This window comes from Aquihabitans sp. G128 (assembly GCF_019048865.1).
Taxonomy (GTDB): domain Bacteria; phylum Actinomycetota; class Acidimicrobiia; order Acidimicrobiales; family Iamiaceae; genus Aquihabitans.
Window position 1 is genome coordinate 3,108,491 of sequence record NZ_CP077604.1, and the last position, 25,508, is coordinate 3,133,998.

Annotated in this window: 28 protein-coding genes and 3 tRNA genes; 6 read left to right on the forward strand and 25 right to left on the reverse strand. The window is 73.4% G+C overall.

Annotated elements, in window-relative coordinates; all coding sequences use genetic code 11:
* Positions 1 to 2 precede the first annotated feature (2 nt).
* The 10 genes from KSP35_RS14870 to KSP35_RS14915 all read right to left on the reverse strand — a co-directional run bounded on the left by KSP35_RS14870 (position 3) and on the right by KSP35_RS14915 (position 8,364).
* On the reverse strand, positions 3 to 869 hold the full coding sequence (locus tag KSP35_RS14870; protein WP_216996610.1) for an MBL fold metallo-hydrolase: 867 nt from the start codon (positions 867 to 869) through the stop codon (positions 3 to 5).
* Between the two features lie 7 nt (positions 870 to 876).
* A complete protein-coding gene (locus tag KSP35_RS14875) occupies positions 877 to 1,716 on the reverse strand; it encodes a fumarylacetoacetate hydrolase family protein (RefSeq protein WP_216996611.1) in 840 nt (279 codons plus the stop codon).
* 28 nt (positions 1,717 to 1,744) lie between these two features.
* Positions 1,745 to 2,635, reverse strand: a complete 891-nt coding sequence (locus KSP35_RS14880; protein ID WP_216996612.1) for a VOC family protein — start codon at positions 2,633 to 2,635, stop codon at positions 1,745 to 1,747.
* A 63-nt stretch (positions 2,636 to 2,698) separates the two neighbouring features.
* Positions 2,699 to 3,172, reverse strand: a complete 474-nt coding sequence (locus tag KSP35_RS25075; RefSeq protein ID WP_216996613.1) for a MarR family winged helix-turn-helix transcriptional regulator — start codon at positions 3,170 to 3,172, stop codon at positions 2,699 to 2,701.
* Between the two features lie 92 nt (positions 3,173 to 3,264).
* Complete coding sequence (locus KSP35_RS14890; RefSeq protein ID WP_216996614.1) at positions 3,265 to 4,197, reverse strand: hypothetical protein; 933 nt, start codon at positions 4,195 to 4,197, stop codon at positions 3,265 to 3,267.
* Between the two features lie 255 nt (positions 4,198 to 4,452).
* Positions 4,453 to 5,337: an oxidoreductase gene (locus KSP35_RS14895; RefSeq protein WP_216996615.1), complete on the reverse strand. Its 885-nt coding sequence runs from the start codon at positions 5,335 to 5,337 to the stop codon at positions 4,453 to 4,455.
* Positions 5,338 to 5,390: 53 nt separating this feature from the next.
* Positions 5,391 to 6,086 carry an ABC transporter permease gene (locus KSP35_RS14900; protein WP_216996616.1) on the reverse strand — a complete coding sequence of 232 codons (696 nt, stop codon included), beginning with the start codon at positions 6,084 to 6,086 and terminating at the stop codon, positions 5,391 to 5,393.
* A 22-nt stretch (positions 6,087 to 6,108) separates the two neighbouring features.
* Complete coding sequence (locus KSP35_RS14905) at positions 6,109 to 6,726, reverse strand: ABC transporter ATP-binding protein (protein ID WP_216996617.1); 618 nt, start codon at positions 6,724 to 6,726, stop codon at positions 6,109 to 6,111.
* Positions 6,727 to 6,830: 104 nt separating this feature from the next.
* A complete protein-coding gene (locus KSP35_RS14910) occupies positions 6,831 to 7,415 on the reverse strand; it encodes a dihydrofolate reductase family protein (protein ID WP_216996618.1) in 585 nt (194 codons plus the stop codon).
* 169 nt (positions 7,416 to 7,584) lie between these two features.
* Entirely contained in the window at positions 7,585 to 8,364 is a 780-nt protein-coding gene (locus KSP35_RS14915; RefSeq protein WP_216996619.1) for a hypothetical protein, read from the reverse strand.
* Positions 8,365 to 8,483: 119 nt separating this feature from the next.
* On the opposite strand from KSP35_RS14915, the gene KSP35_RS14920 reads away from it, so the two are divergent.
* Together KSP35_RS14920 and KSP35_RS14925 are read left to right on the forward strand one after the other, a co-directional pair.
* Entirely contained in the window at positions 8,484 to 10,040 is a 1,557-nt protein-coding gene (locus KSP35_RS14920; RefSeq protein WP_216996620.1) for a PLP-dependent aminotransferase family protein, read from the forward strand.
* Between the two features lie 83 nt (positions 10,041 to 10,123).
* Positions 10,124 to 11,266 carry a siderophore-interacting protein gene (locus KSP35_RS14925; protein WP_216996621.1) on the forward strand — a complete coding sequence of 381 codons (1,143 nt, stop codon included), beginning with the start codon at positions 10,124 to 10,126 and terminating at the stop codon, positions 11,264 to 11,266.
* Between the two features lie 110 nt (positions 11,267 to 11,376).
* Here the strand turns inward: KSP35_RS14925 and KSP35_RS14930 are convergent.
* Positions 11,377 to 11,453 (reverse strand) — tRNA-Arg (locus KSP35_RS14930).
* 119 nt (positions 11,454 to 11,572) lie between these two features.
* On the opposite strand from KSP35_RS14930, the gene KSP35_RS14935 reads away from it, so the two are divergent.
* Positions 11,573 to 12,094, forward strand: a complete 522-nt coding sequence (locus KSP35_RS14935; RefSeq protein ID WP_216996622.1) for an NADPH-dependent FMN reductase — start codon at positions 11,573 to 11,575, stop codon at positions 12,092 to 12,094.
* 250 nt (positions 12,095 to 12,344) lie between these two features.
* A complete protein-coding gene (locus KSP35_RS14940) occupies positions 12,345 to 13,217 on the forward strand; it encodes a hypothetical protein (protein WP_216996623.1) in 873 nt (290 codons plus the stop codon).
* A 6-nt stretch (positions 13,218 to 13,223) separates the two neighbouring features.
* Here KSP35_RS14940 and KSP35_RS14945 read toward each other — a convergent pair whose 3' ends face one another.
* The 3 genes from KSP35_RS14945 to KSP35_RS14955 form a co-directional block, all read right to left on the reverse strand.
* Positions 13,224 to 14,039 (reverse strand): enoyl-CoA hydratase/isomerase family protein, encoded by an 816-nt coding sequence (locus KSP35_RS14945; RefSeq protein WP_216996624.1) that lies wholly within the window; start codon positions 14,037 to 14,039, stop codon positions 13,224 to 13,226.
* Between the two features lie 171 nt (positions 14,040 to 14,210).
* Positions 14,211 to 14,678, reverse strand: a complete 468-nt coding sequence (locus tag KSP35_RS14950) for a transglycosylase SLT domain-containing protein (protein ID WP_216996625.1) — start codon at positions 14,676 to 14,678, stop codon at positions 14,211 to 14,213.
* Between the two features lie 428 nt (positions 14,679 to 15,106).
* A tRNA-Ser gene (locus tag KSP35_RS14955) sits at positions 15,107 to 15,198 on the reverse strand.
* A gap of 103 nt (positions 15,199 to 15,301) precedes the next feature.
* Between KSP35_RS14955 and KSP35_RS14960 the strand changes: the two genes are divergently transcribed.
* A tRNA-Ser gene (locus KSP35_RS14960) sits at positions 15,302 to 15,387 on the forward strand.
* Between the two features lie 125 nt (positions 15,388 to 15,512).
* On the opposite strand, the gene KSP35_RS24555 is transcribed toward KSP35_RS14960, so the two are convergent.
* From KSP35_RS24555 to KSP35_RS14975, 4 genes are all read right to left on the reverse strand, one after another.
* Positions 15,513 to 15,818, reverse strand: coding sequence for a DUF5325 family protein (locus KSP35_RS24555; RefSeq protein ID WP_254126785.1), 306 nt, complete (start codon positions 15,816 to 15,818; stop codon positions 15,513 to 15,515).
* Positions 15,819 to 15,832: 14 nt separating this feature from the next.
* Positions 15,833 to 17,779 (reverse strand): glycosyltransferase, encoded by a 1,947-nt coding sequence (locus KSP35_RS14965; RefSeq protein WP_216996626.1) that lies wholly within the window; start codon positions 17,777 to 17,779, stop codon positions 15,833 to 15,835.
* Positions 17,780 to 17,813: 34 nt separating this feature from the next.
* Positions 17,814 to 17,978: a hypothetical protein gene (locus KSP35_RS14970; RefSeq protein ID WP_216996627.1), complete on the reverse strand. Its 165-nt coding sequence runs from the start codon at positions 17,976 to 17,978 to the stop codon at positions 17,814 to 17,816.
* A 65-nt stretch (positions 17,979 to 18,043) separates the two neighbouring features.
* Positions 18,044 to 19,951: an isopeptide-forming domain-containing fimbrial protein gene (locus KSP35_RS14975; protein ID WP_216996628.1), complete on the reverse strand. Its 1,908-nt coding sequence runs from the start codon at positions 19,949 to 19,951 to the stop codon at positions 18,044 to 18,046.
* 272 nt (positions 19,952 to 20,223) lie between these two features.
* Here KSP35_RS14975 and KSP35_RS14980 point away from each other — a divergent pair, with 272 nt between their 5' ends.
* Positions 20,224 to 20,463 carry a helix-turn-helix domain-containing protein gene (locus KSP35_RS14980; protein ID WP_216996629.1) on the forward strand — a complete coding sequence of 80 codons (240 nt, stop codon included), beginning with the start codon at positions 20,224 to 20,226 and terminating at the stop codon, positions 20,461 to 20,463.
* An 18-nt stretch (positions 20,464 to 20,481) separates the two neighbouring features.
* Here the strand turns inward: KSP35_RS14980 and KSP35_RS14985 are convergent, their stop codons facing one another.
* The 7 genes from KSP35_RS14985 to pheA form a co-directional block, all read right to left on the reverse strand.
* A complete protein-coding gene (locus KSP35_RS14985; protein ID WP_216996630.1) occupies positions 20,482 to 21,282 on the reverse strand; it encodes a hypothetical protein in 801 nt (266 codons plus the stop codon).
* Positions 21,279 to 22,157, reverse strand: coding sequence for a hypothetical protein (locus KSP35_RS14990; RefSeq protein ID WP_216996631.1), 879 nt, complete (start codon positions 22,155 to 22,157; stop codon positions 21,279 to 21,281). The genes KSP35_RS14985 and KSP35_RS14990 overlap by 4 nt, the downstream gene beginning before the upstream one ends.
* Before the next feature lie 194 nt (positions 22,158 to 22,351).
* Positions 22,352 to 22,723 carry a hypothetical protein gene (locus KSP35_RS14995; RefSeq protein ID WP_216996632.1) on the reverse strand — a complete coding sequence of 124 codons (372 nt, stop codon included), beginning with the start codon at positions 22,721 to 22,723 and terminating at the stop codon, positions 22,352 to 22,354.
* 57 nt (positions 22,724 to 22,780) lie between these two features.
* Positions 22,781 to 23,185 (reverse strand): roadblock/LC7 domain-containing protein, encoded by a 405-nt coding sequence (locus tag KSP35_RS15000; RefSeq protein WP_216996633.1) that lies wholly within the window; start codon positions 23,183 to 23,185, stop codon positions 22,781 to 22,783.
* The gene (locus KSP35_RS15005) at positions 23,182 to 23,781 is read right to left on the reverse strand and encodes an ATP/GTP-binding protein (RefSeq protein WP_216996634.1); all 600 of its coding nucleotides are present in this window, start codon (positions 23,779 to 23,781) and stop codon (positions 23,182 to 23,184) included. The genes KSP35_RS15000 and KSP35_RS15005 overlap by 4 nt, the downstream gene beginning before the upstream one ends.
* The gene (locus tag KSP35_RS15010) at positions 23,781 to 24,152 is read right to left on the reverse strand and encodes a hypothetical protein (protein WP_254126786.1); all 372 of its coding nucleotides are present in this window, start codon (positions 24,150 to 24,152) and stop codon (positions 23,781 to 23,783) included. Before KSP35_RS15010 ends, KSP35_RS15005 begins: the two co-directional genes overlap by 1 nt.
* Positions 24,153 to 24,517: 365 nt before the next feature.
* Positions 24,518 to 25,495 carry a prephenate dehydratase gene (gene pheA, locus KSP35_RS15015; RefSeq protein WP_216996635.1) on the reverse strand — a complete coding sequence of 326 codons (978 nt, stop codon included), beginning with the start codon at positions 25,493 to 25,495 and terminating at the stop codon, positions 24,518 to 24,520.
* Positions 25,496 to 25,508: the final 13 nt, after the last annotated feature.

Below are 25,508 nucleotides of genomic sequence, written 5' to 3' on the forward strand. Positions count from 1 at the left end.
GATCAGGACCGGTCGAGCACCACGGTCACCAGGTCCTCGCCCACGGTGATGCGGCCTGCGTAGCCCCCGTCGCGGAGGTCCTGGGCGAACGCGTCGGCGTCCTCGGGCCGGTCCGGCGGCGGGATCAGGTGGGTGAGCAGCACGTGGGGCACGGCGGCCCGCTCGGCCATGGCCCCCAGGGCCACGGTGTCGGCGTGGTAGCTGAAGATGGTCTCGAAGGTGGTGCCGGCGATGAGCGGGGCCAGGGCGGTGGCCCGGCACGCCTCGTGCACCAGCAGGTCGGCGCCGGCGGAGAGGTCCTCGACCTCCTGGCAAACCCGCGTGTCGCCCGAGACCACCACCACGCCTTCGGGCGTCTCCACCCGGTAGGCCACGGCGTCGGGCACCGGCTCGTGGTGGACGGCAACGGCCAGGACCCGCACCGTGCCGTCGTCGCTCGTCCAGACCACCTCCGGGGTGGCCGGCACCGCGAACGGGCGGAGGTCGACCCGGATCGGCTCGGCGCCGACGTGCGCCACCCGCAGGGCCAGGTCCTCGTCGTACGGGTCGAGCATGCGCTCGACGAAGCGGGCGGCACCCCCCTCGGGCGCCACCACCACCAGCGGGCCGGTGGCCACCAGCTGCTGCTGGATCCAGCGGGTCATGGCCACGTCGGCCAGGTCGACCACGTGGTCGCTGTGCACGTGGGTGACGAACAGGGCCGAGAGGGCGTGCGGCGCGGTCCCAGCCTCCATCAGCCGCAGCACGGTGGCGCGCCCGGCGTCGAACTGGAGCGCCACGCCGCCGCACCGCACCAAGGTGCCGGCCCCGGCCCGCCCGGGGCGCGGGTGGGGGACGCCGGTACCGGTGAGCACCACCTCGGTGGTCACGGCCGGCTCAGCCCGCCGGGGCGACGAAGTGGTTGCGGATGGTGCCGATGCCCTCGATCCAGGTCTCGAGCACCTCGCCGGCCTGGAGGAACCGGGGCGGCTTGCTGGTCACGCCGACGCCGGCCGGCGTGCCGGTGAAGATCACGTCGCCTGGCAGCAGTGGCAGCACCTTCGAGAGCTCGGCCACCAGCTGCGGGACGCTGAAGATCAGGTCGCTGGTGCGGGCGTCCTGCACGGTGGTGCCGTCGATGGAGCAGCCGAGGGCGAGGTCGTCGGGGTCGGCCAGCTCGTCGAGGCTCACCAGCCAGGGGCCGATCGGGCCGAAGCCGCGGTAGGACTTGCCCAGGGAGAACTGGCTGCCGGCGGCGAACTGCACCGTTCGCTCGGACAGGTCCTGGCCGACGGCCAGCCCGGCGATGTGCGCCCAGCCGTCGGCCTCGGCCACCCGGTCGGCGCGAGCGCCGACCACCGCCACCAGCTCGACCTCCCAGTCCACCGTCGCGCCGGCCAGCTCGACGTCGGCGAACGGGCCGGTCAGCGAGGCAGGGAACTTCGTGAAGGTGGCCGGGATCTCGGGCAGGGCCATGCCCGACTCCTCGGCGTGGCTCCGGTAGTTGAGGCCGATGGCGAACACCTGGCGGGGCCGGGGCACCGGGTTGTCGAGGTCGGCCTCCACCAGCGGGGCGCTGCCGGTCGTGACCGTGGCGGCGAACTCGGTGAACGCCGCCCAGTCGTCGAACAGGGCCATGGGGTCGGGGCCGAAGCGACCCTCGGAGACCTCGGCCACATCGGCGATCTGGTCGCCGAGGACGAGCACGGCACGGTCGTTGACGTTGGCGAGCTTCACGGTCGCTCCTTGCGGGGTGGGTGGGGGGTCAGGGCTGGCGCAGGGGCTGGTGGCCCCAGGCGCTGATCTGGTCGTAGCGGCGATCGTCGTCCCAGTCCTCGGTGATGGTGCGGGCCCCGTGGCCCACCTCGACCTGGAAGCCGGCGGGGCTGGCGACGTAGAAGCTGAACATGCCGTCGTTGTCGTGGCGACCCAGCCCGTTGGGGATGGGCAGCCCCGAGGCCCAGGCCCGATCGAAGGCGGCACCGACGTCGTCGCGGTCGTTGACCTCGAACATGAGGTGGTGGAGCTTCTGGGGGAGCTCGAAGGGCGCTCGGGCGAGGGCCACCGAGTGGTGCCGCCCGTTGCAGTGGTAGAAGCGGACCTCGAGGTCGATGCCCGGCGCCAGCTCGATCTCGAGCCAGTCCGAGCGCCCGAAGCCCAGTCCCTCGCGCAGGAAGGCGTCGGACTCGTCGAACGCGGTGGTGGCGATGACCACGTGGCCGAAGCCGACGCCATCGGTGAGGAAGCCGCCCGGCACCAGCGCCGAGGCGAAGGGCTGGGCCGCGGCTTCGGGCCCGAGCACCAGCTCCAGCGGCGTGCCCCAGGGCGCCTCGACCCGCACCAGGCGGGCGACGCGGCGGGCGGCGGCCAGCTCGGTCTCGCCCTCGACCAGCTGGTGGCCGGCGGCTCGCAGCCGCTGGGCCACGACCTCGAACGCATCGGCGTCGACCGCCTCGAGCGCCACGTAGGCGAGGTCGCCGAGCGGTCCGGCCTCCACCAGCACCCGCTGGGCTCGGTCGTCGTCGCGCCAGGTGGCGGCGCCGTCGGTCGTGGGCTCGCCAGGCTCCAGGCCGATCACGTCGCCGAAGAACGGGGCGAGGCTGGCCGGGTCCGGCACCTGGATGCCGACGTAGGCCAGCTCGAGCTCGTGCCGCACCGTGTCCCCTTGCTGCCGACGGTCGGGTCGAACCCTACGTGACGACGTTTACTGTTGCAACAGCTACTTGTCGGCCCACAGGGCCTTCTTGAGCAGGCGGTCGAGCTCGCCGACCTCGGTGGCATCCAGGTTCGACCACTGGCGGCGGTGGAAGGCCTGCAGCTCCTGGGTGACCTCGTCGAACCGCTCGATGCCCGCAGCGGTGGCGCGCACCAGCACCCCCCGCCGGTCGCTGGGGTTGGGCAGGCGCTCGGCCAGGCCGGCCTTCTCCAAGCGGTCGATGAGCCGGGTGGCGTCCGACGCCCGGTTCAGCAGCCCATCGGCCACCGCCCCGACCGGCAGGCCCGCCTCGGGATCCTCGGCCAGGCACAGCACCCACAGGGCCACGTACTGGGCGTGGGTGAGGTCGAAGCCCCGGCAGATCTCGTCGAGCTGCTCGGTGGAGCGGTTGGCCAGCAGCAGCACGTTGACGTGCACGTCGCGGCCCAGCCGCACGGCCTTGCTCTCCTTGCGGGCCACGGCCGGGGCGTGCTTCATGCCGGGAGCCTACGGCTGCCGGTGCAGATGCCGTTGCCACACCATCTGTTGCCACGGAAGCTGTGGCGTGCCCGTCCGGCGGCCCGCTGCGCTCAGAGGCGATCGGCCGGGTAGCCGGCGTAGGACTGCTTGAAGACGCCGGAGTGCAGGACCACGGTGGCGGCCGGCTCGCCGGTGGTGGCGTCGGTGAGCGTGCTGCGCACCCAGTACGACTCCGTGCGCCGGCTCTGGCCGAGCCCGATGACCTCGCGATCGATCCGGTAGTCCTGGCCCACGAAGAGCGGCGCACCCTCCAGGCGCACCTCGAGGTCGAGGAACAGGCCGACCACGGGGCCACGCAGCGGCAGGTCCGAACCCGCCTTGTAGGCGAGCACGCTGGCCATCTCCAACGGCAGGATGGCCCGGCCCCACGGGTTGTCGTCGGAGCCATACCAGGGGCTGGGCTCGGTGATGGCGTCGAGCTTCCGCCGCAGCGAGAAGGGATAGAGCTCGCCGTTCGGAGTGTCCAGGTCGACCGATGCGGTGACCGTCGCCGACGAGCGCTGCCCCACCGAGAGGCGGTCGACGATGAACAGGTCGCCCGGATCGCCCAGGCGGGCGAGGCGGCCCTCCAGCTCGGTGGGGGCGTCGCGTCCCACCGACGCCGTGCCGGTGAGGACCGTGCTGCCGTCGGCCTTGGTCGCCGTGGTGTGGGCCCACGTCCCGCCCTCGACGGGGGCCAGCGAGGCGGTGACCTCCTCGCCCTCGACCACCATGGTCGAGAAGTGGGCGCTGAGGCAGCCGGTCTCGAACCAGCGCCGGCCCCAGGCGGCCACGGCCAGCGGGTCGAACTGCGAGAAGTGGGTGGGCCCCTCGATCGGCGCGCCGGTGAGCCCGAGGTCGCCGGCGGTCGACGCGTCGTGGACGCTGGCGTGGCCGTCGTAGCTCTGGTCGTCCAGCAGCTGGCGGGGCTGGCGGGCCGGGCCCACCAGCGTGATCGGCGTGCTGAAGGGCGAGGAGCCGGCGGTGCCGTCGTCGAGCGTCATCGCCGTGTTCTACCGCCCGCCCCCCGCCACCGCTCGGACGCCACCTCTGGCGTCGCACCACCCTCGGCAGGGAGGCGCCATCCGGTGACGCCGCCCCCCCTCGCAACTTGTGGGCTGACACCGCCGTTTCCGGCAGCCTGGGCCCACAAGTTCATCGACGGACCGCCGGCCCCATCGAACTTGTGGGCCCAGAGCGCCGTTTTCGGCAGCGTGGGCCCACAAGTTCACGGAAGGGGGTGGCGGCGCGAGGGGGGCTCAGGCGGGGGTGGCGGCGTCGAGCTCGGCGAGGTCGGCGGCAGAGAGGGTGAGGTCGCCGACGGCGAGGTTGTCCTCGAGGTGGGCCACGCTCGACGTGCCGGGGATGAGCAGGATCGACTCGTCGTGGGACAGCAGCCAGGCGAGGCCGACCTGGGCGGGGGTGGCGTCGAGGCGGGCGGCGACCGCCTGCACGGTGGGCTGGTCGACCACCTTGGGCAGGTGCGGGAACGCCGAGCCCAGCGGGAAGTAGGGCACGTAGGCCACCCCGGCCGCCGAGCAGGCGGCGAGCACGTCGGCATCGGACCGGTCGACCAGGCTGAAGGCGTTCTGCACGCACACGATGCCGGCGGTGGCGATGGCGGCCTCCACCTCGGCCAGCGGCGCGGTGGAGATGCCGATGCCGGCGATCTTGCCCTCGTCGCGCAGGGCCACCATCTCCGCGAGCTGGTCCTCGAGCGGCACCACGTCGGCGCCGGACAGGTCGTGCTCGTGCATGCGCCGCAGGTTCACCGCACCCAGCTGCTCGACGTCGAGGGTGCGGAGGTTGTCCTCGACGCCGGCGCGCAGCTCGGCCGGCGTCTGGGCGGGGTGCCAGGCCCCGTCGGCGTCGCGCTTGGCGCCGACCTTCGACACCAGCAGCAGGTCGTCGGGATACGGGTGCAGCGCCTCGTGGATCAGCTCGTTGGCGACATCGGGCCCGTAGAACTGCGCCGTGTCGATGTGGTCCACGCCGAGCTCGACGGCCCGCCGCAGGACGGCCAGCGCTGCGTCACGGTCACGGGGCGGGCCGAGCACGCCGGGGCCCGGCAGCTGCATGGCCCCGAAGCCCACCCGAGCCACGGAGCGACCAGCGAGCGAACCAGCGAAGGTGAAGGAAGCCATGGCGTCCACGCTAGGAGCGCGCTCGCGCCCTGCGACCGGCGGGGACGCCGGGGTCAGCCGTCGGTGGGGGTCGGCGGGTCGATCCGGGGGTGGTGCTCGACGGCGATGTGGCGATCCATGAAGACCCGGGCGACCAGCAGCAGCGCCACCCCGTAGACCGCCGTCTGGGCGACCGGCACGAGGACGGCGCCGCCGTTGCCCGTCGCCGCTTCGATGAGCTGGCGCGGCCCGTAGAACGGCAGCACCTTGGCGACCCCGGCGTCGGGCCCCACGGCGAGCTGCATGCCCACCACGCCGATGAGCACCAGCGTGCCCTCCAGCTCGCGGGGCAGCGCCGAACCGACGGCCAGCCCGAACGGCACCGACTGCAGCGCCACGAGGGCCACGCCCAGGACCAGCACCGCCGGCCGGGCCGGGTGCGACACCGCGCTCATCAGCGCCGTGAACCCGGCGGCGATGACGAGGCCGAGCGGGCCGAGGAACAGGAGGCGGCCCACCAGGAGCTCGATCGGGCGGTACCCGCCGAGGACCAGCTGCTGGTCGACGCCCTGCGACGACAGGACCGAGAACAGCGTCGCGCCCGACACCGCGAACGCCATGCCGATGCCGCCGGCCGACAGCGCCTGGCTGCTGTCGCGGCTCGACGCCAGGTAGAAGGACAGCGGCAGGGCGACGAGGAGGCCGAGCGCCACGTGGCGCCGGGTCAGGTCGCGCCCGTGCATCTCCGCCATGATCAGGATGCGCCGCACCGACCTCACGGTCGCACCGCCCTCATCGGATCCCGTGGCTGCGGGACGGGTGGGCGGGCAGCTCCACCACCCGGTCCACGCGCTCGAGCTCGGCCAGCATGTGGGTCACCACCACGACCGACTTCCCGGCCTGCCGCCACACCTCGCAGTGGTCCCAGAAGTTCACGTAGGTCCCCCGGTCGAAGCCCTGGTACGGCTCGTCGAGCAGGAGCACGGTGGGGTCGGTGAGCAGGGCCAGCGCCAGGTTCAGCTTCTGGCGGGTGCCTCCGGAGAGGTCGCGCGTCACGGCCCGCTCGTGGAGCGGGTAGCCGAACTCCTCCAGCACAGCGTTGCCCCGCCGCAGCGACTCGGCTCGACCCAGCCCGCTGCCCCGCCCGAACATCACCAGGTGGTCATCGGCGGTGAGCAGCTCGAAGAGGCCCGGCGCCTGCGGGCAGTAGCCGATGGGCCCGCCCACCCGGACGGTGCCGACGTCGGCCTTGAGGAGCCCGGCACAGATGCGCATGAGGGTCGTCTTGCCGGCCCCGTTCTCGCCGGTGAGGGCGACCACCTCGCCCCGCCCCACCTCGAGGTCGACCGCTTCGAGGATCGTGGTGCGGCCGTAGCGCTTGCCCACCCCCGAGACCACGAGCTGGCTCATGCGCCGACCGTACCGACGCCAGCGCCGCCGCGCCCGCCGCGCGACGGGGCGCCCGCTGGCCCCGCCTCCGCCAGCCTCGCCGCTCGGCGCGCGGCGCCGCGGGCTCAGGCGGAGGTGGCGGCCTCGTAGGTCAGGAGGGCGAGACCGCCGCCGACGGTCGTCGCCTTCCGCAGGCGCAGCGGCTTGCGGGCGCTGGTCTCGCCGAACAGGCGCCGACCCGCGCCGAGCACCACCGGGAACACGAACACCCGGACCTCGTCGACGAGGTCGTGCTCGAGCAGCAGCTGGCCCAGCCGGTAGCTGGCGTAGACCACGAGCTCGCCCTCCTGCTCCTCCTTGAGCCGAGCGACCTGCTCGGCCACGTCGCCGCGCAGCGCCGTGGTCGGCCCCCACGTGGCGTCGGCGGCATCGAGCTGGGAGGAGACCACGAACTTCTGCAGGCCGTTGAGCCGGTCGGCCCAGGCGCCGTCGCGGTTCGCCCAGCGGGAGGCGAACCACTCGTAGGTGCTGCGGCCGAGCAGCAGCGCACCGGCTGCGTGGGCCTCGGCCTCGCCGTGCTCGGCCCACGCCACCCGCTCGAGGCTCCCCGGCGGCGGGAACCAACCGCCCCGGTCGAACCCCTCGGTCCCGTCGGGGTCCTGCACCACCCCGTCGAGCGAGCTGTTGGTGCTGATCGTGATCGTCGCCATGGACGTCCTCCGGTTGCGTCGCGGCCCAGGTGGCTGCGGGTCCGCCGGGTAGACGCCGGGACCGAGCGGAACTCGTCGGTCCCGGATCCGCCGGACCCCGCACTCGACCTCGGGGCCCGGGTTCCCGGCATGGCCCTCTGACCGGATCCTCGCCGGGGCCTCGGCCGCCTCAGGCGGGGATGCCGGTCCGGGAGGTGGCCGGGTGGCCGAGGCGGGCAGCGAGCTCGCGGTGCCGGACGCCGGCTACCAGGTGCACGCCGGCGAACGCGCCGGAGGTGCGGATCTGCTCCACCAACTCGGCGGCGAGCTCGACGCCGGCGGCCGGGTCGGCGGCGACGGCATCGATCCACGCCTCGGGCACCCGCAGCTCGGGCACCCGCGCCGACAGCCGCCGGGCCATGGCCGCGCTGGGGACGACCAGCACGGCGGGGTGGATCGGCCCGTCGAAGGCGACGGTCTCGCGCCAGCGCAACAGCTCGTCGATCGACCACGACACCTGGACGAAGAGCTGGTGGGCCTCGCGCTTCCACGCCGGCAGGGGACCGAGCCGGGAGGTCACGCCGACCCGGAGGTCGTCGCGGTGCGAGCGGCACTCCTCGAGCATCGAGCGCACCGTGACGCCGGGGGCCCGCTCGCCCACCTCGGGCTCGTCGCCGTAGACGAGGAGCAGGTCGTCGACGCCGCCCACCATGCAGGTGAGCAGGTCTCGACGCAGGCCGAGCAGGTTGCGGTCGCGGGCGTTGAGGCAGGCGATGGCGTGGGCGCCCGAGGCGTTCACGCGCTCGGCCACCGCGATGCTCGACACGGTGGCCCGGCCCGTGTGGTTGTCGGGCACGAGCACGGCCGTAGCGACGTCGCGGACCACATCGAGCTGGGCGTGGAGCGGACCGAGGTCGGGTCGCACCGGCGGGTCGACCTCCCAGATCACGTCGAAGCGGGTCGGGGCCATGGCGCCACGGTACGGATGGACCGCGTCCCGCAGAAGGCACAGGTGGTCCACATCTGGACCGGTACAGATCGTCCGTAGCTCACGTCTCGCGCCTTCTGTACCGGTCTAGGGTCTCGATCGTGCCCCTGGATCGCGGCCGACCGGAGCCGCTCTACGTGCAGCTCGCCGACCTGCTGGCCGAGCAGATCGACGCCGGGGTCTACCGACCCGGCGAGCGGATCCCGTCGGTCCGCCGCCTGCGCGAGCAGCACGACGTGAGCCTCACCACCGCGGTGGAGGCCGGTCGGGTCCTCGAGGCCCGGGGCCTGGTCCGCAACCGACCGCGATCGGGGGCGTTCGTGATCCGGCCGGCTGAGAGCGGGGCCCAACCGCCGGCGGCGGCCAGCGCGTCCTTGCGCACCCGCCGGGTCGACGCACCCCTCTCCCTGCGGCTGAACCTGGGCATCGGCAACCCGCAGCGCCCCACCCTCGGCGCCGCCGTCCAGGGGCCGGAGCTGATGGCGGTCCCGGCGCTCAACCGCCTCCTCTCCCAAGCCCTGCGGCTGCGGCCGACCGAGTGCCACTCCTACGACGCCCCACCCGGCAGCCCGGACCTGCGCCGGGCCATCGCCCAGCGCGGCACCGACGCCGGGTACCGCGTCACCGCCGACGACGTGGTGATCACCAGCGGCGCCAAGGAGGCGGTGTACCTCTCGATCCGGGCGGTGACCCGCCCCGGCGACACGGTGGCCATCGAGAGCCCCGCGTACTACGCCCTCCTCGAGGTCCTCGCCTCGCTGCAGCTGCGGGTGGTCGAGGTGCCGAGCCACCCGGTCCGCGGCATCGACCTGGCCGCCCTCGCCAACGTCCTCGACCGCCACGCCATCGCCGCGGTGGCGCTGGTGTCGAACTACTCCAACCCGAGCGGCTCGTGCATGGCCGACGACGACAAGCGCGCCCTCGTCGACCTGCTCGACCTGCACGACGTCCCCCTCGTCGAGGACGACGTGTACGGCGACCTGGCCTTCGACGGCGTGCGCCCCAAGGCCATCAAGGCCTTCGACACCCAGGGCCGCGTCCTCTACTGCGCGTCGTTCTCCAAGACCCTCTCCCCCGGCCTGCGCGTGGGCTGGGCCATCCCCGGTCGCCACCAGGGCGCGCTGGAGCACCTCAAGCTGGTGGTGAACCAGGCCACGGCCACCGCGCCGCAGCTGGCCGTAGCGGCCTTCCTCGAGACGGGCGGCTTCGACCGCCACCTCCGCCGGGTGCGGCGCCTCTACCGAGACCAGCTCGACCAGGTGACCCACGCCGTCGAGCGCCACCTCCCGCCCGACACCCGCCACACCGCACCGCACGGGGGCCACGTCCTCTGGGTCCAGGTCCCCGGCCTCGACGCCCTCGCCCTCTACGACACCGCCGCCGCCCAGGGCGTGCACATCGCCCCCCGGCCCCCTCTTCTCGGCCCGGCGAGGCTTCGCCGACCACCTCCGCCTCAACACCGGCTTCCCGTTCACCGACGACACCGACCGCCAGCTCGCCCTCCTCGGTCGCCTCATCGACGACCAGCGCCGAACGGCCCGCTGACCCCGGAACGGCCCGGCCCGGCGGTCACCCGCACCCGTAGCGCCACCGGGTGCGCCAAGCGGCGGGCCGCCGCCTCCAACGGACGCCTTTCCGCTGGGACGCAGGTGTGTTAGGTATGCCTAATATCGGACGGTCGTCCTGGTGGGTCCAGCTCGACCGGACGCTGGATCCCCCTCCACCCCCTTGCGGAGCACCGATGCCTGAAGCCCCTGCCGACGCGACGACCACCATCGCCGAGCAGCTGGCCGCCCAGCAGGTGATGCTGCTCGAGACCCTCAACGGCCTCTACGACGACGCCACCCTGCTCGTGGGCCGGATCCTCTGCGACCGGCGCGACGCCACGGTGGCGACGGCGCGCTCGGTCACCCTCGACGGCATCGAGCTGCACCTCACCGGGCCCGACGGCGACGACGTGGCCACCGTGCCGCTGCCCGCCCCGCTCAACCACCTCGACGAGCTGTTCCTCCTCTTCTTCGCCCTGGTCATCGAGGCCCGCGAGCGGTCCGGCGAGGAGGGCACCACCTCGGTCGAGCAGGTCATCGCCAGCGCCAGCGGCTACCGCACGTTCCTCACGTCGGTCTCCGCGGTCGAGGACGTCAACCCGCACCTGCGACAGGTGACGTTCCAGGGCGGCGGCCTGACCGACGGCTTCGCCCCGGTGGGCCCCGACACGTTCCTCTACCTGCTGCTGCCCCCGCCCGGCCGGACCGAGCTGACGATCGGCGCCGACTTCTCGTGGGAGGCGGCGCGGTCGATGCCGCCGGAGGACCAGCCGGTGGGGGCGTATTACACGCTGCGGCGCTGGCGGCCGGAGGAGGCCGAGCTCGACATCCTCATGGTCCTGCACGGCGACACCGGCCCGGCCTCGGCGTGGGCCGAGCGGGTGGCGGTCGGCGACGAGGTCGCCCTCTGGGGCCCTCGCACCTCGTGGAGCCCGCCCGCCGGCACCGACTCCTACCTCCTCGTGGCCGACGAGACCGGCCTGCCCGCCGTCGCCGTCATCCTCGAGACGCTGCCCGCCGGTGTGCCCACCCAGGTCGTGGCCGAGGTCGACGACATCTCGACCCGCCAAGAGCTCCCGTCTGGCGACCACATCACCGTCACCTGGCTGCACCGGGACGGCGCCGAGGCCGGCACCACCACCGCCCTCGCCGACACGGTCCGCTCGCTCCCCCAGCCGTCGGCGGCCACCTACGTCTGGGGCGGCGCCGAGAGCCGCGCCGTCACCCAGGTCCGCCGCCACGTCCGCGACACCTGGGGCCTCCCCAAGGACCAGGTCTCCCTCGTCGGCTACTGGCGCCACCGCGCCCACGAACACGACCCCGACCTCGAAGACTGATCTGCTGAACCGCTGACCGCCGGCCGAGCCAGCGCAGGCGACGAGGTGCGCAGGGTGGACCCGATAACGAGGAGAGGCCCCCGGAGGGGCCTCTGACCTGCGTATTGCTCTGGCGCGCTTGGAGGGACTCGAACCCCCAACCTTCTGATCCGTAGTCAGATGCTCTCTCCAATTGAGCTACAAGCGCTTGGAGGTGCCGGGTCACCCTAGTCGGGGCCTTCGGTGAGGGGCCAACGGGGATCGGTCCCGACGGCGGGATGATCGCCGCCGGCTCGGTGGTTGCACGTCTCCGTGGACGTGCTCGGGGTGTCAGGGAGCTTGCAGGCAGCGTCGAGCAACCTGCTCGTGTTGGGAACGGTGGCCGACCGCCTCCCAGCCGGCACGGCCTTCCACGTCTTCGCCAGCACCGGCGACCTGCCGGCGTTCAACCCGGACCTCGACGTCGAGCCGGCGCCCGAGGCCGTCGCCCGCTGGCGCGCCGAGCTGGCCGCCGCCGACGCCGTGGTGGTGGCCACGCCCGAGTACGCCCACAGCTACCCCGGCCACCTGAAGAACGCCCTCGACTGGGTTGTGGGCTCGGGCGAGCTAGTGGACAAGCCGGTCCTGCTCATCACCGCCGGGCCCGGCGGCGGGGTCAAGGCCCGCGAGGCGCTGTCGCCCGTGCTCAAGGTCATCTCGAGCGACCTGGTCGGCGCAATCTCCATTGCCGCCGTGCGCCAGAAGTACGACGGCACCGAGCTCGTCGACGCCGACGCCCTCGCCCTGGTCGACCAAGGCCTCGCCGCCCTCGTAGCCGCCGCCTCGGCGAGGAGCACGCCCGAGGCGTGAGCTTCGGCCCTCGGCACTGCGCCCCGGCGACGCCAGGCTCGTGCACTTCACGGCGCTGAGCGCGGTCAACTGCACACACCTTCAAGAGCGAAGCACCGTCGGCTCGCGAGAGGCCGCCCAGCTTCCGCCGAGTCGATTCCGTCCACTGCGCTGGGCGCAGCCAGAACTGTCACCCCCCCTTGCCGATGATGGTGGGACCTTCCCGGCGGACTGCGGTCTGCGGTCCGCGTCTCGACTTGAGGAGGTTTCGATGGCTCAGCCCATGCGACGGATGTGGACGACGATCGGCGGCGTCGATCTGAAGCTCTCGATCATGGTGGGCGCCGACTTCGTGCCCGGCGCCCATTGCTGGTGGCCGCTGCACCGCGCCGCTCGGGTCGCCGCCCACGACGGGCACCCGGACCTGCTCCGCCTCGACGAGTTCGCCTTCCTCGGCGTTCGGCGACGGCGTGGACGGAGCCTGGACCTGTGGGTCTACCTCCACGAACGGACAAGCGCTGAGCTGTTCGTCACCGCCGAAGGCGAGACCTTCAAGCTCACCGCCTCCCCCACCGACGTGGGCAACGGGCGCTTCACCAGCTGCCCGCCTGCGGACGCGGCGCGACACGCGGGGCTTCCGGACCTGCCGCTCGGGACCCTGCCGGAGTTCATCGTCGGCGTGCCACTCGAACGCACCGCCAAGAACTGGGGCCAGTTTCTCTCGGGCCCGCAGGCCCACCCGCACGGCCCGAAGGCCGATCGGCTGCGCGCATTGCTCACCCACGATTGCTACGCCAGCGGTCGCCTCGTCCGGTGGCCGTTCGGACCGGGGACCCACCGCCTCGGGATCGACCAACCGGTCGACGAGCTCGGACGCTGCGCCGACCATCGTTGCGACCGGTGCTACCGAGACCCGGGCCGCAGCCTCTTGCCCGAGACGCTCGTCGCCATGGGCCGGTGCCTGCAGGACATCGACCGCCTCTTCACCGAACCCCGTCAACCCGACGCCGGGGCTGGCGCCCCTCCTCCGGCCGTGGCGCCGCCCTCGTTCCGACCGCCGACACCGGTGCGGCAGCGGCCGGCCTCCAGCTCGCCCTACCGGCCGTTGCGGCTGTCGTGGCCGCCGCCGCCGTCGATGAACTGAGGCGAGCTACCAGCCGGGCGGGAGGTTGGTGAAGTCGGGGGTGCGGCCCTCGGCGAAGGCGGCGAGGGCCTCGCTGTTGGCGGGGCCGCCCATGAGCTCCACGAAGCACTGGTTCTCGCGCTCGCGGGCCGCAGCGATCTCGGCCTTGAGCGGGGCGACCATGACCCGCTTGCAGGCGGTGAGGCTGGAGATGGGCTTGGCAGCCAGCACCTCGGCGTGGCGGCGGGCCTCGGCGATGAGGTCATCGGGCTCGGCCAGCTTCCACACCAGGCCCATCTGGTGGGCCTCCTCGGCGCTGAGCCACTCGCTGCTGAGCAGCGCCCACGTGGCGGCCTGGTGGCCGAGGAGGCGGGGGAGGAGGAAGCTCGAGGCCGCTTCGGGGGCGACGGCCAGCTGCGTGAACGGGCACTTGAGCTTGGCCGTCGTGCTCATGAAGGCCAGGTCGGCGAAGCCCAGGATGGTGGTGCCGATGCCGAGGCCCAGGCCGTTGACCGCCACCACGAGCGGCTTGGGGAAGTCGACCAGGGTGTCGATGAGGCCGAGGAAGCCGTGCTTGCCCTCGACGTAGGAGTCGGGGTCCATGACCCGGCTGGCCATCTCCACCAGGTCGGTGCCGGCGCAGAACGCCCGGCCGGCGCCGGTGAGCAGCACCACGGCGATGCTCGGGTCCTCGGCAGCATCGATCAGGCCGTCGGTGAGGGCGTCGTAGAGCGCCTCGTTGCAGGCGTTGAGCTGGTCGGGCCGGTTGAGCGTGAGGGTGCGCACGCGGGCCTCGTCGGCCACCAGGAGCGGTGGGGCGTCGGTGGTGGCATCGATGGTCACGAGGGGTCCCCTGTCGGCACGGCGGCGATCTGACGGGTCGTCAGGGACCAGATGTTGGCGGGCGCAGGCTCGGTCCGCCACTCCGACCGGAGCATCCGACCGCCGTCGATCAAAACGGCGACACCCGCCCCGAGGGGCGGGTGTCGATCAGATCGTGTGAGCGGAGCCCGATCAGGCGGGGCAACCGCCGCCGCGCTGGGCGCCGCTGCCGATGCGCCAGGGCTGCCAACCGTCGCCCCAGTAGCGGAACGCCTCGTTCGAGAGGCCCTTGGCCACCCGAGCGTTCTTGTACGGGTCCTTCATCTCGGAGAACTCGTAGCCGTAGGTGGCCTTGATCCACTTGGCGTGGCTCGGCATGAGCTGGAAGAGGCCCGTGGCGCCGCTGCTCTTGTTCACCGCGCCGGCCTGGAAGTTCGACTCCCGGTCGACGATGCGCTCGGCGCAGTCGGTGTTCTTGCCCCAGTACTTCGCGATGGCGTCCTTGGCCGTCTCCTCCGGGCTGCACGCCGTGGTGGCGAAGGCGACCGTGAGCAGAGCCAGGAGCGGCAGCACCACCCGGAGGGCGGTGCGGCGACGTCGCGCCACGGTCGTGGGGACCGAGAGGTCCTCGCTGGCCGCGGTGTGCTGGGGGTTGCTCACGTTCTGGGACTCCTGGATCGAGGGACCCGTTCGCTCGGAAGCGGATGCGGCTTCCGGTCGGGACCGGGGGCGCCGCAGGCGCTGAGCGGGTGGGGGTGGGCTCCGCAACGGAGGCCCCCGCACAGCTGGACGGGTGGAACGACCGACATGATTGTCGCATCGGTAACGCAAATGCAACATCCGTCGCGGGGTCGTGACCCATGTCCCAGGTCCGTCACGGAGGTGGCCACCAGGTGTCGAGGCGGCGATCTGGCCCCCTACCAGGGCCGATCCGCAGGGACCGCCGGGCAGCCCGGCGACCGGGTGTCCGAAAGGTCCGGTGAAGAAAAATCTCGGCGTCGCCGGCAGACCCGAGCCATCGCTCCGGCGCGTGGCGGCCACCGCACGCCGGGCGCGAAGGGACCCCGGCCCGAAGGCCGGGGTCCCGTTGGCGGAGAGGGTGGGATTTGAACCCACGGACGGTTTGACCCGTCACCTCCTTAGCAGGGAGGCCCGATCGGCCTGACTCCGGCACCTCTCCGTGTTGCGCCTCGCATGGTACACAGCCCAGCCCGCCGGACTCCCACGCGATCGGCCCCGCAACGGTCTGGGGCCTCGGCCGACCGACGCCTACGATGACCGGCGGAGCGGTGGCAGAGCGGACGATTGCACCGGTCTTGAAAACCGGCGACCGAAAGGTTCGAGGGTTCGAATCCCTCCCGCTCCGCCAAGGTGGTCGTCAGTCCACACGATCGGCGGATCGAGCCCAGGACCGCCCGGTGGGGCAGGCCGAGGCCCTGCCCCACTGCGATGTCCCTCGGAGGGGCGCAAAGCTCCCGAACTGGCGCTGGCTCGTCAGGTCTGCGGCCAGCGGGAACGACCCGCGGCGGTCTCGGACCAGCGGTGGCGCCAGGACCAGCCGAAGCCGATGACGGCGAGCACCACCACCAGCGCCCAGCCCAACGCAGCCATGACGGCCGCCTCGCCGATGCCGACGCCGACGCCGATGACGCCGGCGACTGCGCTGAAGGCGCACAGGATGCGGGAACCGCCCGGCGGAGCGCTCGCCCTCAGGCGTGTCCCGGACGTGCACGGTGGCCATGGCCGCGTCCTACCCGCCGTCGGGCCGGCAGCAGCCTGGGACGACGTGCGACGGCCCACTCAGCTGGTCACCGTCAGTCGCGGGCGCCGGCGCGGACGAGGACGAGGACGCCGGCGGCGAAGCCGATGAGGCCGAACACCGCGCCGACCAGGTGGTGGGCGACGTCGAAGCCCTCCATGCCCCAGCGATCGCGGGCGTAGCCGAGCATGCCGAGGCGCAGGGCGTTGGACACGAAGGTCACCAGGACCGAGCCCACGAGGCCCTCGATGGCCCGGCGGAGGCGGAACCGGCCCACCGCCACCAAGAAGGCCGCCAGGGCGAACAGGGGCACGAGGAGCGCGGTGACCGAGCACATCGCCGTGATGCCCACGGCGTAGGGCCGGCCCGGCGCGCCGAGGTTGTAGTAGAGCCGGTCGCCGACGGCCAGCGACCCACCGGGGGTGACGAGGTCGAACAGCGGCCGGACCGCCGTGGCCTCCAGCGTCCGAGCGGCCTCGTTCCAGACGACCATGCTGAAGATCGCCGCCAGCAGGGCGACGGCCAGCACGGCCCGTCCGGCGCCCGCGGCGCCGCGACGGATGGGGTGCGCGGTGGCACCGGTGGTCAGCGCGGGGGTGGGGAGCACGGTTCGAGGTTCCCTTCGGGAGGCGGGGTCGGGCGGGCGACAGCAGCGCTTGGCCCGACGTGGTCGGTCTTGTCCCACGTGGTCACGCCGGCGGCCAGGCGCACCAGCGCCCGCAGCAGCACCACGTGGGTCAGGTACATGTACAGCCAGTAGCCCAGGCCCCATCGGAGGGCCCGGAGGCGGGAGACGTCGGGCCGGCACCGGCGGCGGTAGATGAAGGCCCAGATGGCGAACGGGGCGATGCCGGTGGCCAGGAACATCGGCCAGATCCACCACGCCGTGGCCAGCCACGGCCCCAGCCCGCCGTAGCCCTCGACGGCGTACTTCAGCACCGAGAAGGCGACGAGCGGCCACAGGAACAGGCCGACCACCCCGACCCACGGCGCGAGCAGGAAGTAGGAGGTCTCCAGCACCCCGGCGTTGGTGAAGTTGCGGGACCGCACGATGCGCGGCAGGTAGGCGGCGCACTGCATGCCCCCCCTGGGCCCACCGGGTGCGCTGGCGCAGGAACGGCCGCACGGTCGGCAGGGCTTGCTGGCGCACCGCGGTGTCGTGGACGTAGGTGGTGCGGGCCCCGGCGAGGATGGTGTGGATCCCGAGCTCGTAGTCCTCGAGCAGCGAGCCGTGCCACGGCCCGCCGTGCGCGGCCACGATGCGATCGAGCACCGAGAGCCGGGTGAACTGCCCGTTGCCGCCGAGGCCGGCCGACCCGGTCACCAGCCGCAGCGTCTGCTGGGCGGCGATGGAGGTCTGGAACTCAATGTCCTGGCAGCGCAGGAGCCAGTGGGCGCGGGCGTTGCGCCAGCGGTCCCGCCAGCCCGTGCCCTCGACGACGTCGGCCTCGGTGTTGGCGATGGCGACCCGGATCTGGGCCGCGCCGATGGTCGGGTCACCGAACACCGACGCCGAGGCGAGGACCGACAGCGCGTCGTGGTCGAGCCTCCCGTCGGCATCGAGGACGGTGACCACGGTCCGCTGCCGCTGCTCCTCGCTGCAGCCGCCCGAGCGCAGGTGGGCATCGAGCTCCCGGTAGGCGCTGTTGAGGGCCTCGCCCTTGCCCTGCTGGGCCTCGGGCCGGCGCCGGCGCACCACGTGGAGGTCGGCGTCCTTCGCCGCCAGGGCCTCGACCACCGCGAGGGTGCCGTCGGCGCTGGCGTCGTCGACGACCCAGACGTGGAGGCTCCCGAACGACGCCCGGATCCGCCGGATGGTGGCCCCGATCACCGCCTCCTCGTCGAGGCAGGGCACGAACACGTGGAAGTCGAGGTCCTCGGCGCGTCCCGGCACCACCGGACGGCGGCGCAGGAACGGGACGATGATCGCCGCCACGTACGCGAGGAACCAGACCAGCAGCACGAAGGCGGCCGACTGCGAGACGGACAGGTCGGAGTGCACGGGGTGGGTGGACGCGGCGCGAGGCCGACGGCGGCTACTCGGCGTTGCGGGCCAGGTAGCTGGTGCGCACGAGGGCGAAGCCGACCATCACGAGGACCGCGCCGATGACGGCCCACAGCCCGACCGGGCCGAGCACGCCGGTGGCGGCCAGCCCGGCTGGGAGCACCGCCGTGGAACTGGGGAGCTTGCCACCGGACATGCGATGGTCCTCTCAGGTAGGGCCCGAGGGCAGCGGACCGTCGGCCCGCCGCCCAGGAGCACGGGTCAGGTGGCGGAGCCGGCGGTCCGGCGACGGCGCGAGCGGCCGAGGAGGAGCACGCCGCCCAGACCGGCCGCGAGGCCGACCATCCAGGGCGGGGCGATCGGGCCGAGGGCCGGGTCGGGCACGCCGACCTCGGTGTCGGTGCTGTCGGTGCCGTCGGGGAGGTCGGCCTGCGTGGCCACCGCGGTGTTCTTCAGGTGGCCGTCGGCCCCGGCGGCGGCGTCCTTGTCGACCGTCACCGTGTAGCGGAGCGTCACCGACTCGCCGGCGGCGAGGTCGCCGGTCCAGGTCAGCTTCGGCGCGGCGTAGGACACCGTGCCCGTGCTGCCGCCGCTGGAGCTGGTGGCGGTGGCGTCGCCGTCGTAGGTGGCGTCGTCGAGGATGCCGGTGAGGTCGTCGGTGACGGTCACCCCGGTGCGGTCCTGGCCGGAGTCGTTGGTGACCTTCACCGTGTAGACGGCCTTGTCGCCGATGTCGATCTGGCTCGACCCGTCGGCGCTCTTGACCGCCTTGTCGACGGTGAGGCCGTCGGTGGCCGTCGCGTCAGCGGCGTAGATGCCGCCCGTCGGGACCTGCACGCCGAACATCGGGGTGGCGATGCCGCCGTGGATGGAGCCGAGCACGATGCGGGGCATGAACGGCACCGGGTTGGGCTGGCTCAGCGTGAGGTCGGCGGTGACGCCGCCGGCGCGGGCCTCGGCGTAGGTGCCGGCGGGGTCGATGCGCTCGCTCTGGTCCTCGACGTCGACGAAGGTCACCGTTCCCGACAGGATCGGGTTGGCCACGCTCGGCAGGCTCACGTTGAGGCTGACGCCGGGCTCGAGGGCGATGCGGCAGATGTCGGGGCGGCCCTGCAGGGTGCCGCAGTCGTCCTGGGCGTCGGGGGCGATGCTGGCGACGAGGTCCTTGGCGATCAGGATCTCGAAGGACGGCAGGGCCGGCTCGCTGCCGAAGGTGCCGCCGTCGATGTTGGCGCCACCGGGGGTGCCGTCGGCCACGGCCCGGATGCGGGTGGACGCGCCGGGCGGGATGGGTGCCTGCTCCCACGTGCCGTCGGAGCCGATGGTGCCGCCGGCGCCGAAGGAGATGCCGCCGTTGCCGGCGCCGCCGAACACGTCGATGCCGATCAGCGTGGGATCGATCTCCGCGTAGGCGGCCAGGCTGCCGTCGGGCTTGGCGACGGTGCCGACGGTGCCCGTCTGGTCACCGCCCGACGCCGCGATGAGGCCGCCGGCGGGGACCCCGGGGATCGGCACCAGGTCGTTCAGGCTGAAGAGGTCGACCTGGCCCATCTGGCTGTTCTCCTGGGCGATCACCGCGTCTTGGCCCGGTGCCAGCACGCCCCAGGCCGACGGGGTGCTGCCCTCCCAGTTCGCCTTGGCCCGACCCGACCAGACGCCGGTGCTGAAGATGCCGGGGATCTCGGTCCCGGCGGGCACGCCCGGGCTCTGCTCCCAGTCGGTCTCCTGGGGCAGCGACCGCTGCTCCGCTTTGTAGAGCATCGGGTTGATGGTGTTGGCGAGGGCGCCGAAGTCGAAGTGCGAGACGGCCGCCCGGCTGAACTCGCCCGGCTGCGGCGCAGGGACCGGCTCGTCCCAGGCGAGCTTGTCGAGGTCCAGCCCGAGGCCCTGCGAGTTGGCCTTGGCGTGGAGCTCGCCGATGCCCAGCTCGGCATCGATGCCCGGCAGGCCGGGGACGATGCCGCCTCCGATGTTGGCCTGCGCCCCGATGTACTCGCCGTCGACGTAGCCGCCCCAGGCGCCCATGACCCGCCCGGCGTTCGGGCCGGTGGTGACCGGGTCGGCCGGCGGGCCGGCCGCGGCCGGGGTGGCGAGCAGGGCGGCGACCACCAGGCCAGCGGCTACGCCGCCCAGCGCGGTGGCGCGTCGGGAGTGGCGGGGTCGATGCATGGTGGTGGAGCTCCTCGGTGCGCCGTGGAGCGGCGCCGGCCGGTGGCGGCGTCGCTCGCGCCCCACCGGTGTGGTGCGCCGGGTGAGGAGCACCGGACCCGACCGACCATGACGGAGCACGTCGTGGCATCCGACACAGCCGCTCGCCGGCCCGCGTTCCGGGCGCGGTCCGGCTCGACCGCCTGCGCTCGTGACCGCGACGGGGTCGGGCCGCGAGCCCCACCGGTGTCGGCGGTGGCGTCATGGAAGGGTCGCTCGGCGGTTCCCCTCCCGTGGAGATCGACGACATCGCCGTCAACGCCCGAGGGTTCCGGCGTCGGCGCGGCCTGAGCCAGGAGCAGGTGGCCGCCGCCGCCGGGTTCGACGTCTCCCTCATCTCGAGCCTGGAGCGGGGCCGCACCGTGCTGCCGTCGTCGTCGCTCGAGCGCGTGGCCGAGGCGCTCGGCGTGACGGCGAGCGCGCTGCGGCGGCCGGCGCGCCCCGGCCCGTCCGACGTCGACGCGGCGAGCTGACCCGCTCCCTGGAGGGGGCTAGAGCCGGTCGCGCCAGCGCCGCCAGGGAGGCGAGGGGGGCAGGAGCCGGCGGGTCGGGCCCGCCCGCCGGGCGACGGGGGCCGGACGGGGCGCTGGCCGGGGCGCCGGGCGGACCGGGTCGGGCACGGGGTGCGGGTCGGTGTCGAGCTGGTCCAGGAGCGCGTCGGCGGTGAGCTGGCGGTCCGCCACGCGGGGGCCCTCGACGGCGCGGACGTGCTGCAGGCCGAGGCGGACGGCGTACACGTAGGACTGGCGCACGCCGTCGCCCTCGGTGGCCACCGTCTCGATGAGCAGGTCCTCTTCGGCGAGGGCGAGGGCGGTGCGGACCTCGTCGAGCGGCAAGGCGTCGGGGCGGTCCCGCTTGTTGGCCTGCACCAGCAAGCCGGGTCGGGGCTCGGGCATGACCGCCAGCAGCTCCCGGACCTGGGCCAGCGCCGCCCGCGTGTCGCCGATGCCGGCGGCGCTGGTGTCGGCGACGAACAGCACCACGTCGGCGGTCACCAGCAGGCGGGCCCGGAGGTGGGGCAGGTGCCCGGGCACGGCCACCACCTGGGTGCGGATGGCCCGGCCGTCGCTCCGTCCGCCGACGTGGTCCATCCAGTCGAAGAGCAGCGTCCGCCCGGCCGCCTCCTCCGGGGTGACCACGGGGCGGCCCAGCCGCTCCCCGAGGGCGCGCGCCGTCGTGGTCTTGCCGGCGGTCGATGCGCCGTCGACCACGATGCGGAGGGCGATCGGTGGCGGGTCATCACGACCGCTGGCCGGACCGATCGGCCCGGCCAGCGGTGCCGGCACGCTCACGTCGGCCGCAGGGAGGCGATCAGCCGGCGCAGCGCGCTCCGGCGCTCGTCACCGTCGCCGGGCCGGGCCGGTTCGACGATCCCGGGCCGCGGTCCCGAGGCCGGGCCCGCCGCGCCGGCACCGGGCACGCCGGCCCCGAGCGGCCCCGTCGCCGGCTCCGGCGGCCGGCCGCCGACCAGGGCGTAGGCCGGTGCGGGCGGGCGGACCCCGTCGGGGTCGGGACCCCGGCCGAGGTCCGGCGACCGCAGACCGGTGCGGCCGGCGGCGAGGCGAGCCGAGGCCTCGGCGGCGGTGCCGGCGCCTGTCGGGGCGGGCGGAGCCTCGGCGAGGGTGGGTGGACGGGCCGGCGCCGGCGTGCGCTGCAGCTCCACCGGTTCGATCGACTCGACGGCCCGACGGGTGCGTGGCGCCAGGGCCCCGGCGGCGTCGAGGTCGTCGAGCGCAGCGACCAGGCGCTCCGAGCTCCACCCCAGGCGCGACCGCAGCTCGGTGGTCGCCACGGTGTCGGCCAGGGCCACCACCACCGCCCACGCCTCGCTCGACAGGGTCGGCGCGCCGTCCGGTCGAGCCGCGGCGAGGTCCACGCCGGCGTCGGCCCAGCGGCCGAGCGAGCGGTCCTCCTGCACCTGGGCGCGGGCGTCGAGCAGCAGCCCGTTGACGTCCCACTGCCAGGGCCCCCGCTCGTCGTGGCGCCCGAGCGGGTCGTGGTAGTACCAGCCGCCCTCGTCGGCCAGCGCCGCCGAGACCAGCGCCACCACCCGCCGCCGGTTGGCCCGCTCGTCGTGGTGGTCCCCGTCGACGTGCGGCTGGGCGTTCCCCGTCGGCACCCCCGCGACGGCTTGGTAGACCCGGCCGGCCCGCAGGTACACGGTCATCGCGCGCGGCGTTGAACTCGATGCTCCCCGAAGCCTGGTGCGCGCTGGCTTGGCGCAGCACCCACTCCACCGGATAGCGGTCCAGGGGACCGCGTCGCATCATGGGCATCGCCTGCTCCTCCTCCTGGCGGGCCCGTCGCCCCGCCCCCGGGGGCGGAACGGGAGGACGGACCGGCCTCCTCGCAGCGGTCGGCTCAGCCCGCGAGGGCGCCGGCGTGCTTGTTGATGGCGTTGCGGACGATGGCCAGGTTGGTGCTCGGGCGATCGGCCGCCAGGTAGAGGAACGTCGACGGCGAGACCAGGCGGATCACGTGGATCTGCTCGGTCAGCGTGAGGATCATGTCCTCGAGCTCCATGTCGAGCCCGAGCGCGGCCATGACCTTCTGCTTCTGCTTCACCAGCTCGCTGTTGAGCGCGCTGGCCGCGGGCAGGTCGAAGTCGACGTTCTTGGCGTAGACGCCGAGCGTCATGCCCGAGTCCAGGTCGACGAGCGACGCGGCGATGAAGCCGGTCATGTCGTTTGCGATGTCGCCGATCACGGCGCTGACTTGCTGTTCGCTCAACATCGGTGGTCCCTTCGGTTCTGCGGTGGTTGGTGTGGTGTGGGGGGGATGGCGGCCGGCTCAGGTCCGGTCGAGCGGTTCCACCAGGGTGGCGAGGTCGGTGCAGACCTGGCGGGCCTCGAGGTGGAGGAGAGCGAGGTTGGCGGCGGCGTTGGTGAGCACGGTCAGGACGCCGCGCTCGCCGACCGCGTAGATGACGACGTAGCCCGAGGCCGAGCGGACCACGATCTCCTGGAGGCGGCCCTCGCCGGCCAGGTCGGCCAAGCGAGCGCCGAGGCCCAGCGAGGCGGCGACGATCGCCGCGGTCGACCCGGGGTCGTGGGACGGGAGCACCGACGCCACCGGCCGCCCGTCGACCGAGGCCACCAGCGCGCCGCGCACGCCCGTGACCCGGTGCAGGAGCGCGGCCAGCACGGCCTCGGCGGGGTGGCCGGTCGTGGCGGACGTGGGGAGCGTGGCGGTCATGGCAGGTGCGGGATCCGGTCGTCGGGGTCAGGGGCCTCGCCCGGGTCGAGCCGGTCGAGGACGAGGAGCAGCACGGTCACCAGCGCCTCGCGGACGCTGGCCGGGTCGACGACCTCGCAGGCGACGTGAGGGGCGTCGAGGGCGCCGACCGCCTCGACCACCCGGTCGAAGAGGTCCACGTCGGTGCCGACCCGGTTGATGCCCACCACCAGCGGGGTGGCGTGGTGGCCGCCCAGCCGGGTGGCCATCGCCGCGGTCTCGGGCCAGGTCTCGGGGCGGCTGGCGTCCACCAGGAGGAGGAAGCCGTCGGCGCCGGCCGACACGATGTCCCAGAGGAAGCGGAACCGCTCCTGGCCGGGCAGGCCGAACAGCGACAGCTCCACAGCGAGGTCGCCGTCCCCGACGGCGAAGGTGCCGTACTCCATGCCGACGGTGGTGGTGCCCTTCACCGCCGCCTCCGCTCCCGACGTGGGGGCTTCGGTGCCCACCACGTCGGTGTCGGAGATCTCGCGGATGAGGGTGCTCTTGCCGGCGGCGAAGGAGCCGGCCACCACCACCTTGAAGGCATGGGACGCCACGATGGTGGCGGCCGCCACTACAGGGTGAGCTCGGCCTCGATGGCGGCCAGCTGGCGGCGGGCCATGGCCAGGTTCGACTGGGACTTGCTCAGCGCGAGGTAGAAGAACAGCCCCGTGCCCTTGTTCGAGGTGACCAGCCGGATCAGGTGGTACTGGGTCCCCAGGGTGATGAGGATGTCCTCGATGGTGTCGTCCAGCCCGAGCTGGCGCATGGTGGCCATCTTGGCCCGCACCACCTCGGTGTTGCCGGCTGCGGCCACCTCGAGGTCGAGCTGGGGACCTCCACCAGACGACCCCAGCATCATGCCGCTGTCGTAGTCCACGATCGCCACGCCGACGGCGCCGGTGATCTCCATTGCTTCCTTGAGTGCGATCTCGAGCTGTGCCACGGCACGGTCTCCTTGGTCCGACGGAATGATCTGGAGGTGGCTCGATCCGCCGGCGCCCGATGGCACCGTGGACCTGCCGACGGTGCCGACGATCGCCCTCCCCAGCAGGGATTACGGACGTAGACCTCGAAACCTTGAGCAGGAATCCGCGTGAAGTCTCGGCCCATCCCGGACGGCAGGTGTCGTCATCGGCCCAGGCGGATCGAGGGGTGCGCTGACAGACCGGGAGGCCATCGTTCGGCACCTCCGACGTGCTCGTCCCACCGCGTGCGCCCACATCGGCGACTGGAGCCGGCCCCGCCTCGGATACGCGGCGGCTCGACCAGCCGGACCCTGCGGCGGACCGGCGAGCGAGGGAGGGCGAGCTAGCCCTGGAGGCCCACGATGCGGCCGCGGATGCCGGCCAGCCAGGTGTCGGCAGCCCGGGCCGCCTCGTCGGCATCGAGCCGGAGGGCAGCGCCGTCGGCGATGGCCGACGGGTACGAGCCCAGGAACTTCACGTCGCCGTGCTTGGTGCGCAGCGCCTTCAGGCAGTCGGCCACCACCTCGTCGGCCACGTGGCCCTCGAGGTCCAGCAGGAAGCAGTAGTCGCCCAGGCCCTTCTTCGTGGGGCGGCTCTCCAGCTTGGTGAGGTTGATCTTGCGGGCGGCGAACTCCTGGAGGATGGCGACCAGGGAGCCGGGTCGGTCCTGGTGCTGGCCCACCACGATGGACGTCTTGTCGTGGCCGGTGGGCGCCGGCACCTCGTGCGGGCGGACGGCCACGAAGCGGGTCTGGTTCTCGGGGTGGTCCTCGATGTCGCGCGCCACGATGTCGAGGCCGTAGAGCTTGGCGGCCAGCTCGTTGCCGATGGCAGCCACCGACGGGTCGCCGAGCAGCGCCACCTGCTCGGCCGCCTCGGCGGTGGAGTTGGCCGCCTGCGTGGTGACCGCCGGCAGGTTCTCGAACAGGAACCGGCGCGCCTGCGCGGTGGCGTGCGGGATCGACGACACCGTGGTGATGTCGGCGAGGGTGGCCCCGGCGACGCCCATCAGGTGCTGCTGGATCGGGATGACCACCTCGCGCTGGATGAGCACGTCGACGTCGAACGCCAGGGTGTCGGAGGTGACGTTGACGGTGCCCTCGATGGAGTTCTCGATGGCCACGAAGCCCAGGTCGACCGCGCCGGTCTCGGTGGCGCGCAGCACGTCGGCCATGGTGGGGAAGACCACCAGCTCGGCGGCGGCGAGGTCCGGCTGGGTGAGCAGCGCCTGCTCGGTGAACGTGCCGTGGGGGCCCAGGAAGCCCACCCGCATGGGGCGGGCGTCGGTGGGCGGAGGGGTCGGCGGAGCCAGATCGGTCACGACCGTGCAGGAT

What these genes read in the sequence shown, in the direction of transcription:
- KSP35_RS25075 (WP_216996613.1), bottom strand. Translation starts at nt 3,172, where the DNA reads ATGAAGCACGCCCCGGCCGTGGCCCGCAAGGAGAGCAAGGCCGTGCGG.
- KSP35_RS14890 (WP_216996614.1), bottom strand. Translation starts at nt 4,197, where the DNA reads ATGACGCTCGACGACGGCACCGCCGGCTCCTCGCCCTTCAGCACGCCG.
- KSP35_RS14895 (WP_216996615.1), bottom strand. Translation starts at nt 5,337, where the DNA reads ATGGCTTCCTTCACCTTCGCTGGTTCGCTCGCTGGTCGCTCCGTGGCT.
- KSP35_RS14905 (WP_216996617.1), bottom strand. Translation starts at nt 6,726, where the DNA reads ATGAGCCAGCTCGTGGTCTCGGGGGTGGGCAAGCGCTACGGCCGCACC.
- KSP35_RS14910 (WP_216996618.1), bottom strand. Translation starts at nt 7,415, where the DNA reads ATGGCGACGATCACGATCAGCACCAACAGCTCGCTCGACGGGGTGGTG.
- KSP35_RS14915 (WP_216996619.1), bottom strand. Translation starts at nt 8,364, where the DNA reads ATGGCCCCGACCCGCTTCGACGTGATCTGGGAGGTCGACCCGCCGGTG.
- KSP35_RS14925 (WP_216996621.1), top strand. Translation starts at nt 10,124, where the DNA reads ATGCCTGAAGCCCCTGCCGACGCGACGACCACCATCGCCGAGCAGCTG.
- KSP35_RS14940 (WP_216996623.1), top strand. Translation starts at nt 12,345, where the DNA reads ATGGCTCAGCCCATGCGACGGATGTGGACGACGATCGGCGGCGTCGAT.
- KSP35_RS14970 (WP_216996627.1), bottom strand. Translation starts at nt 17,978, where the DNA reads ATGTCCGGTGGCAAGCTCCCCAGTTCCACGGCGGTGCTCCCAGCCGGG.
- KSP35_RS14975 (WP_216996628.1), bottom strand. Translation starts at nt 19,951, where the DNA reads ATGCATCGACCCCGCCACTCCCGACGCGCCACCGCGCTGGGCGGCGTA.
- KSP35_RS14990 (WP_216996631.1), bottom strand. Translation starts at nt 22,157, where the DNA reads ATGACCGTGTACCTGCGGGCCGGCCGGGTCTACCAAGCCGTCGCGGGG.
- KSP35_RS14995 (WP_216996632.1), bottom strand. Translation starts at nt 22,723, where the DNA reads ATGTTGAGCGAACAGCAAGTCAGCGCCGTGATCGGCGACATCGCAAAC.
- KSP35_RS15000 (WP_216996633.1), bottom strand. Translation starts at nt 23,185, where the DNA reads ATGACCGCCACGCTCCCCACGTCCGCCACGACCGGCCACCCCGCCGAG.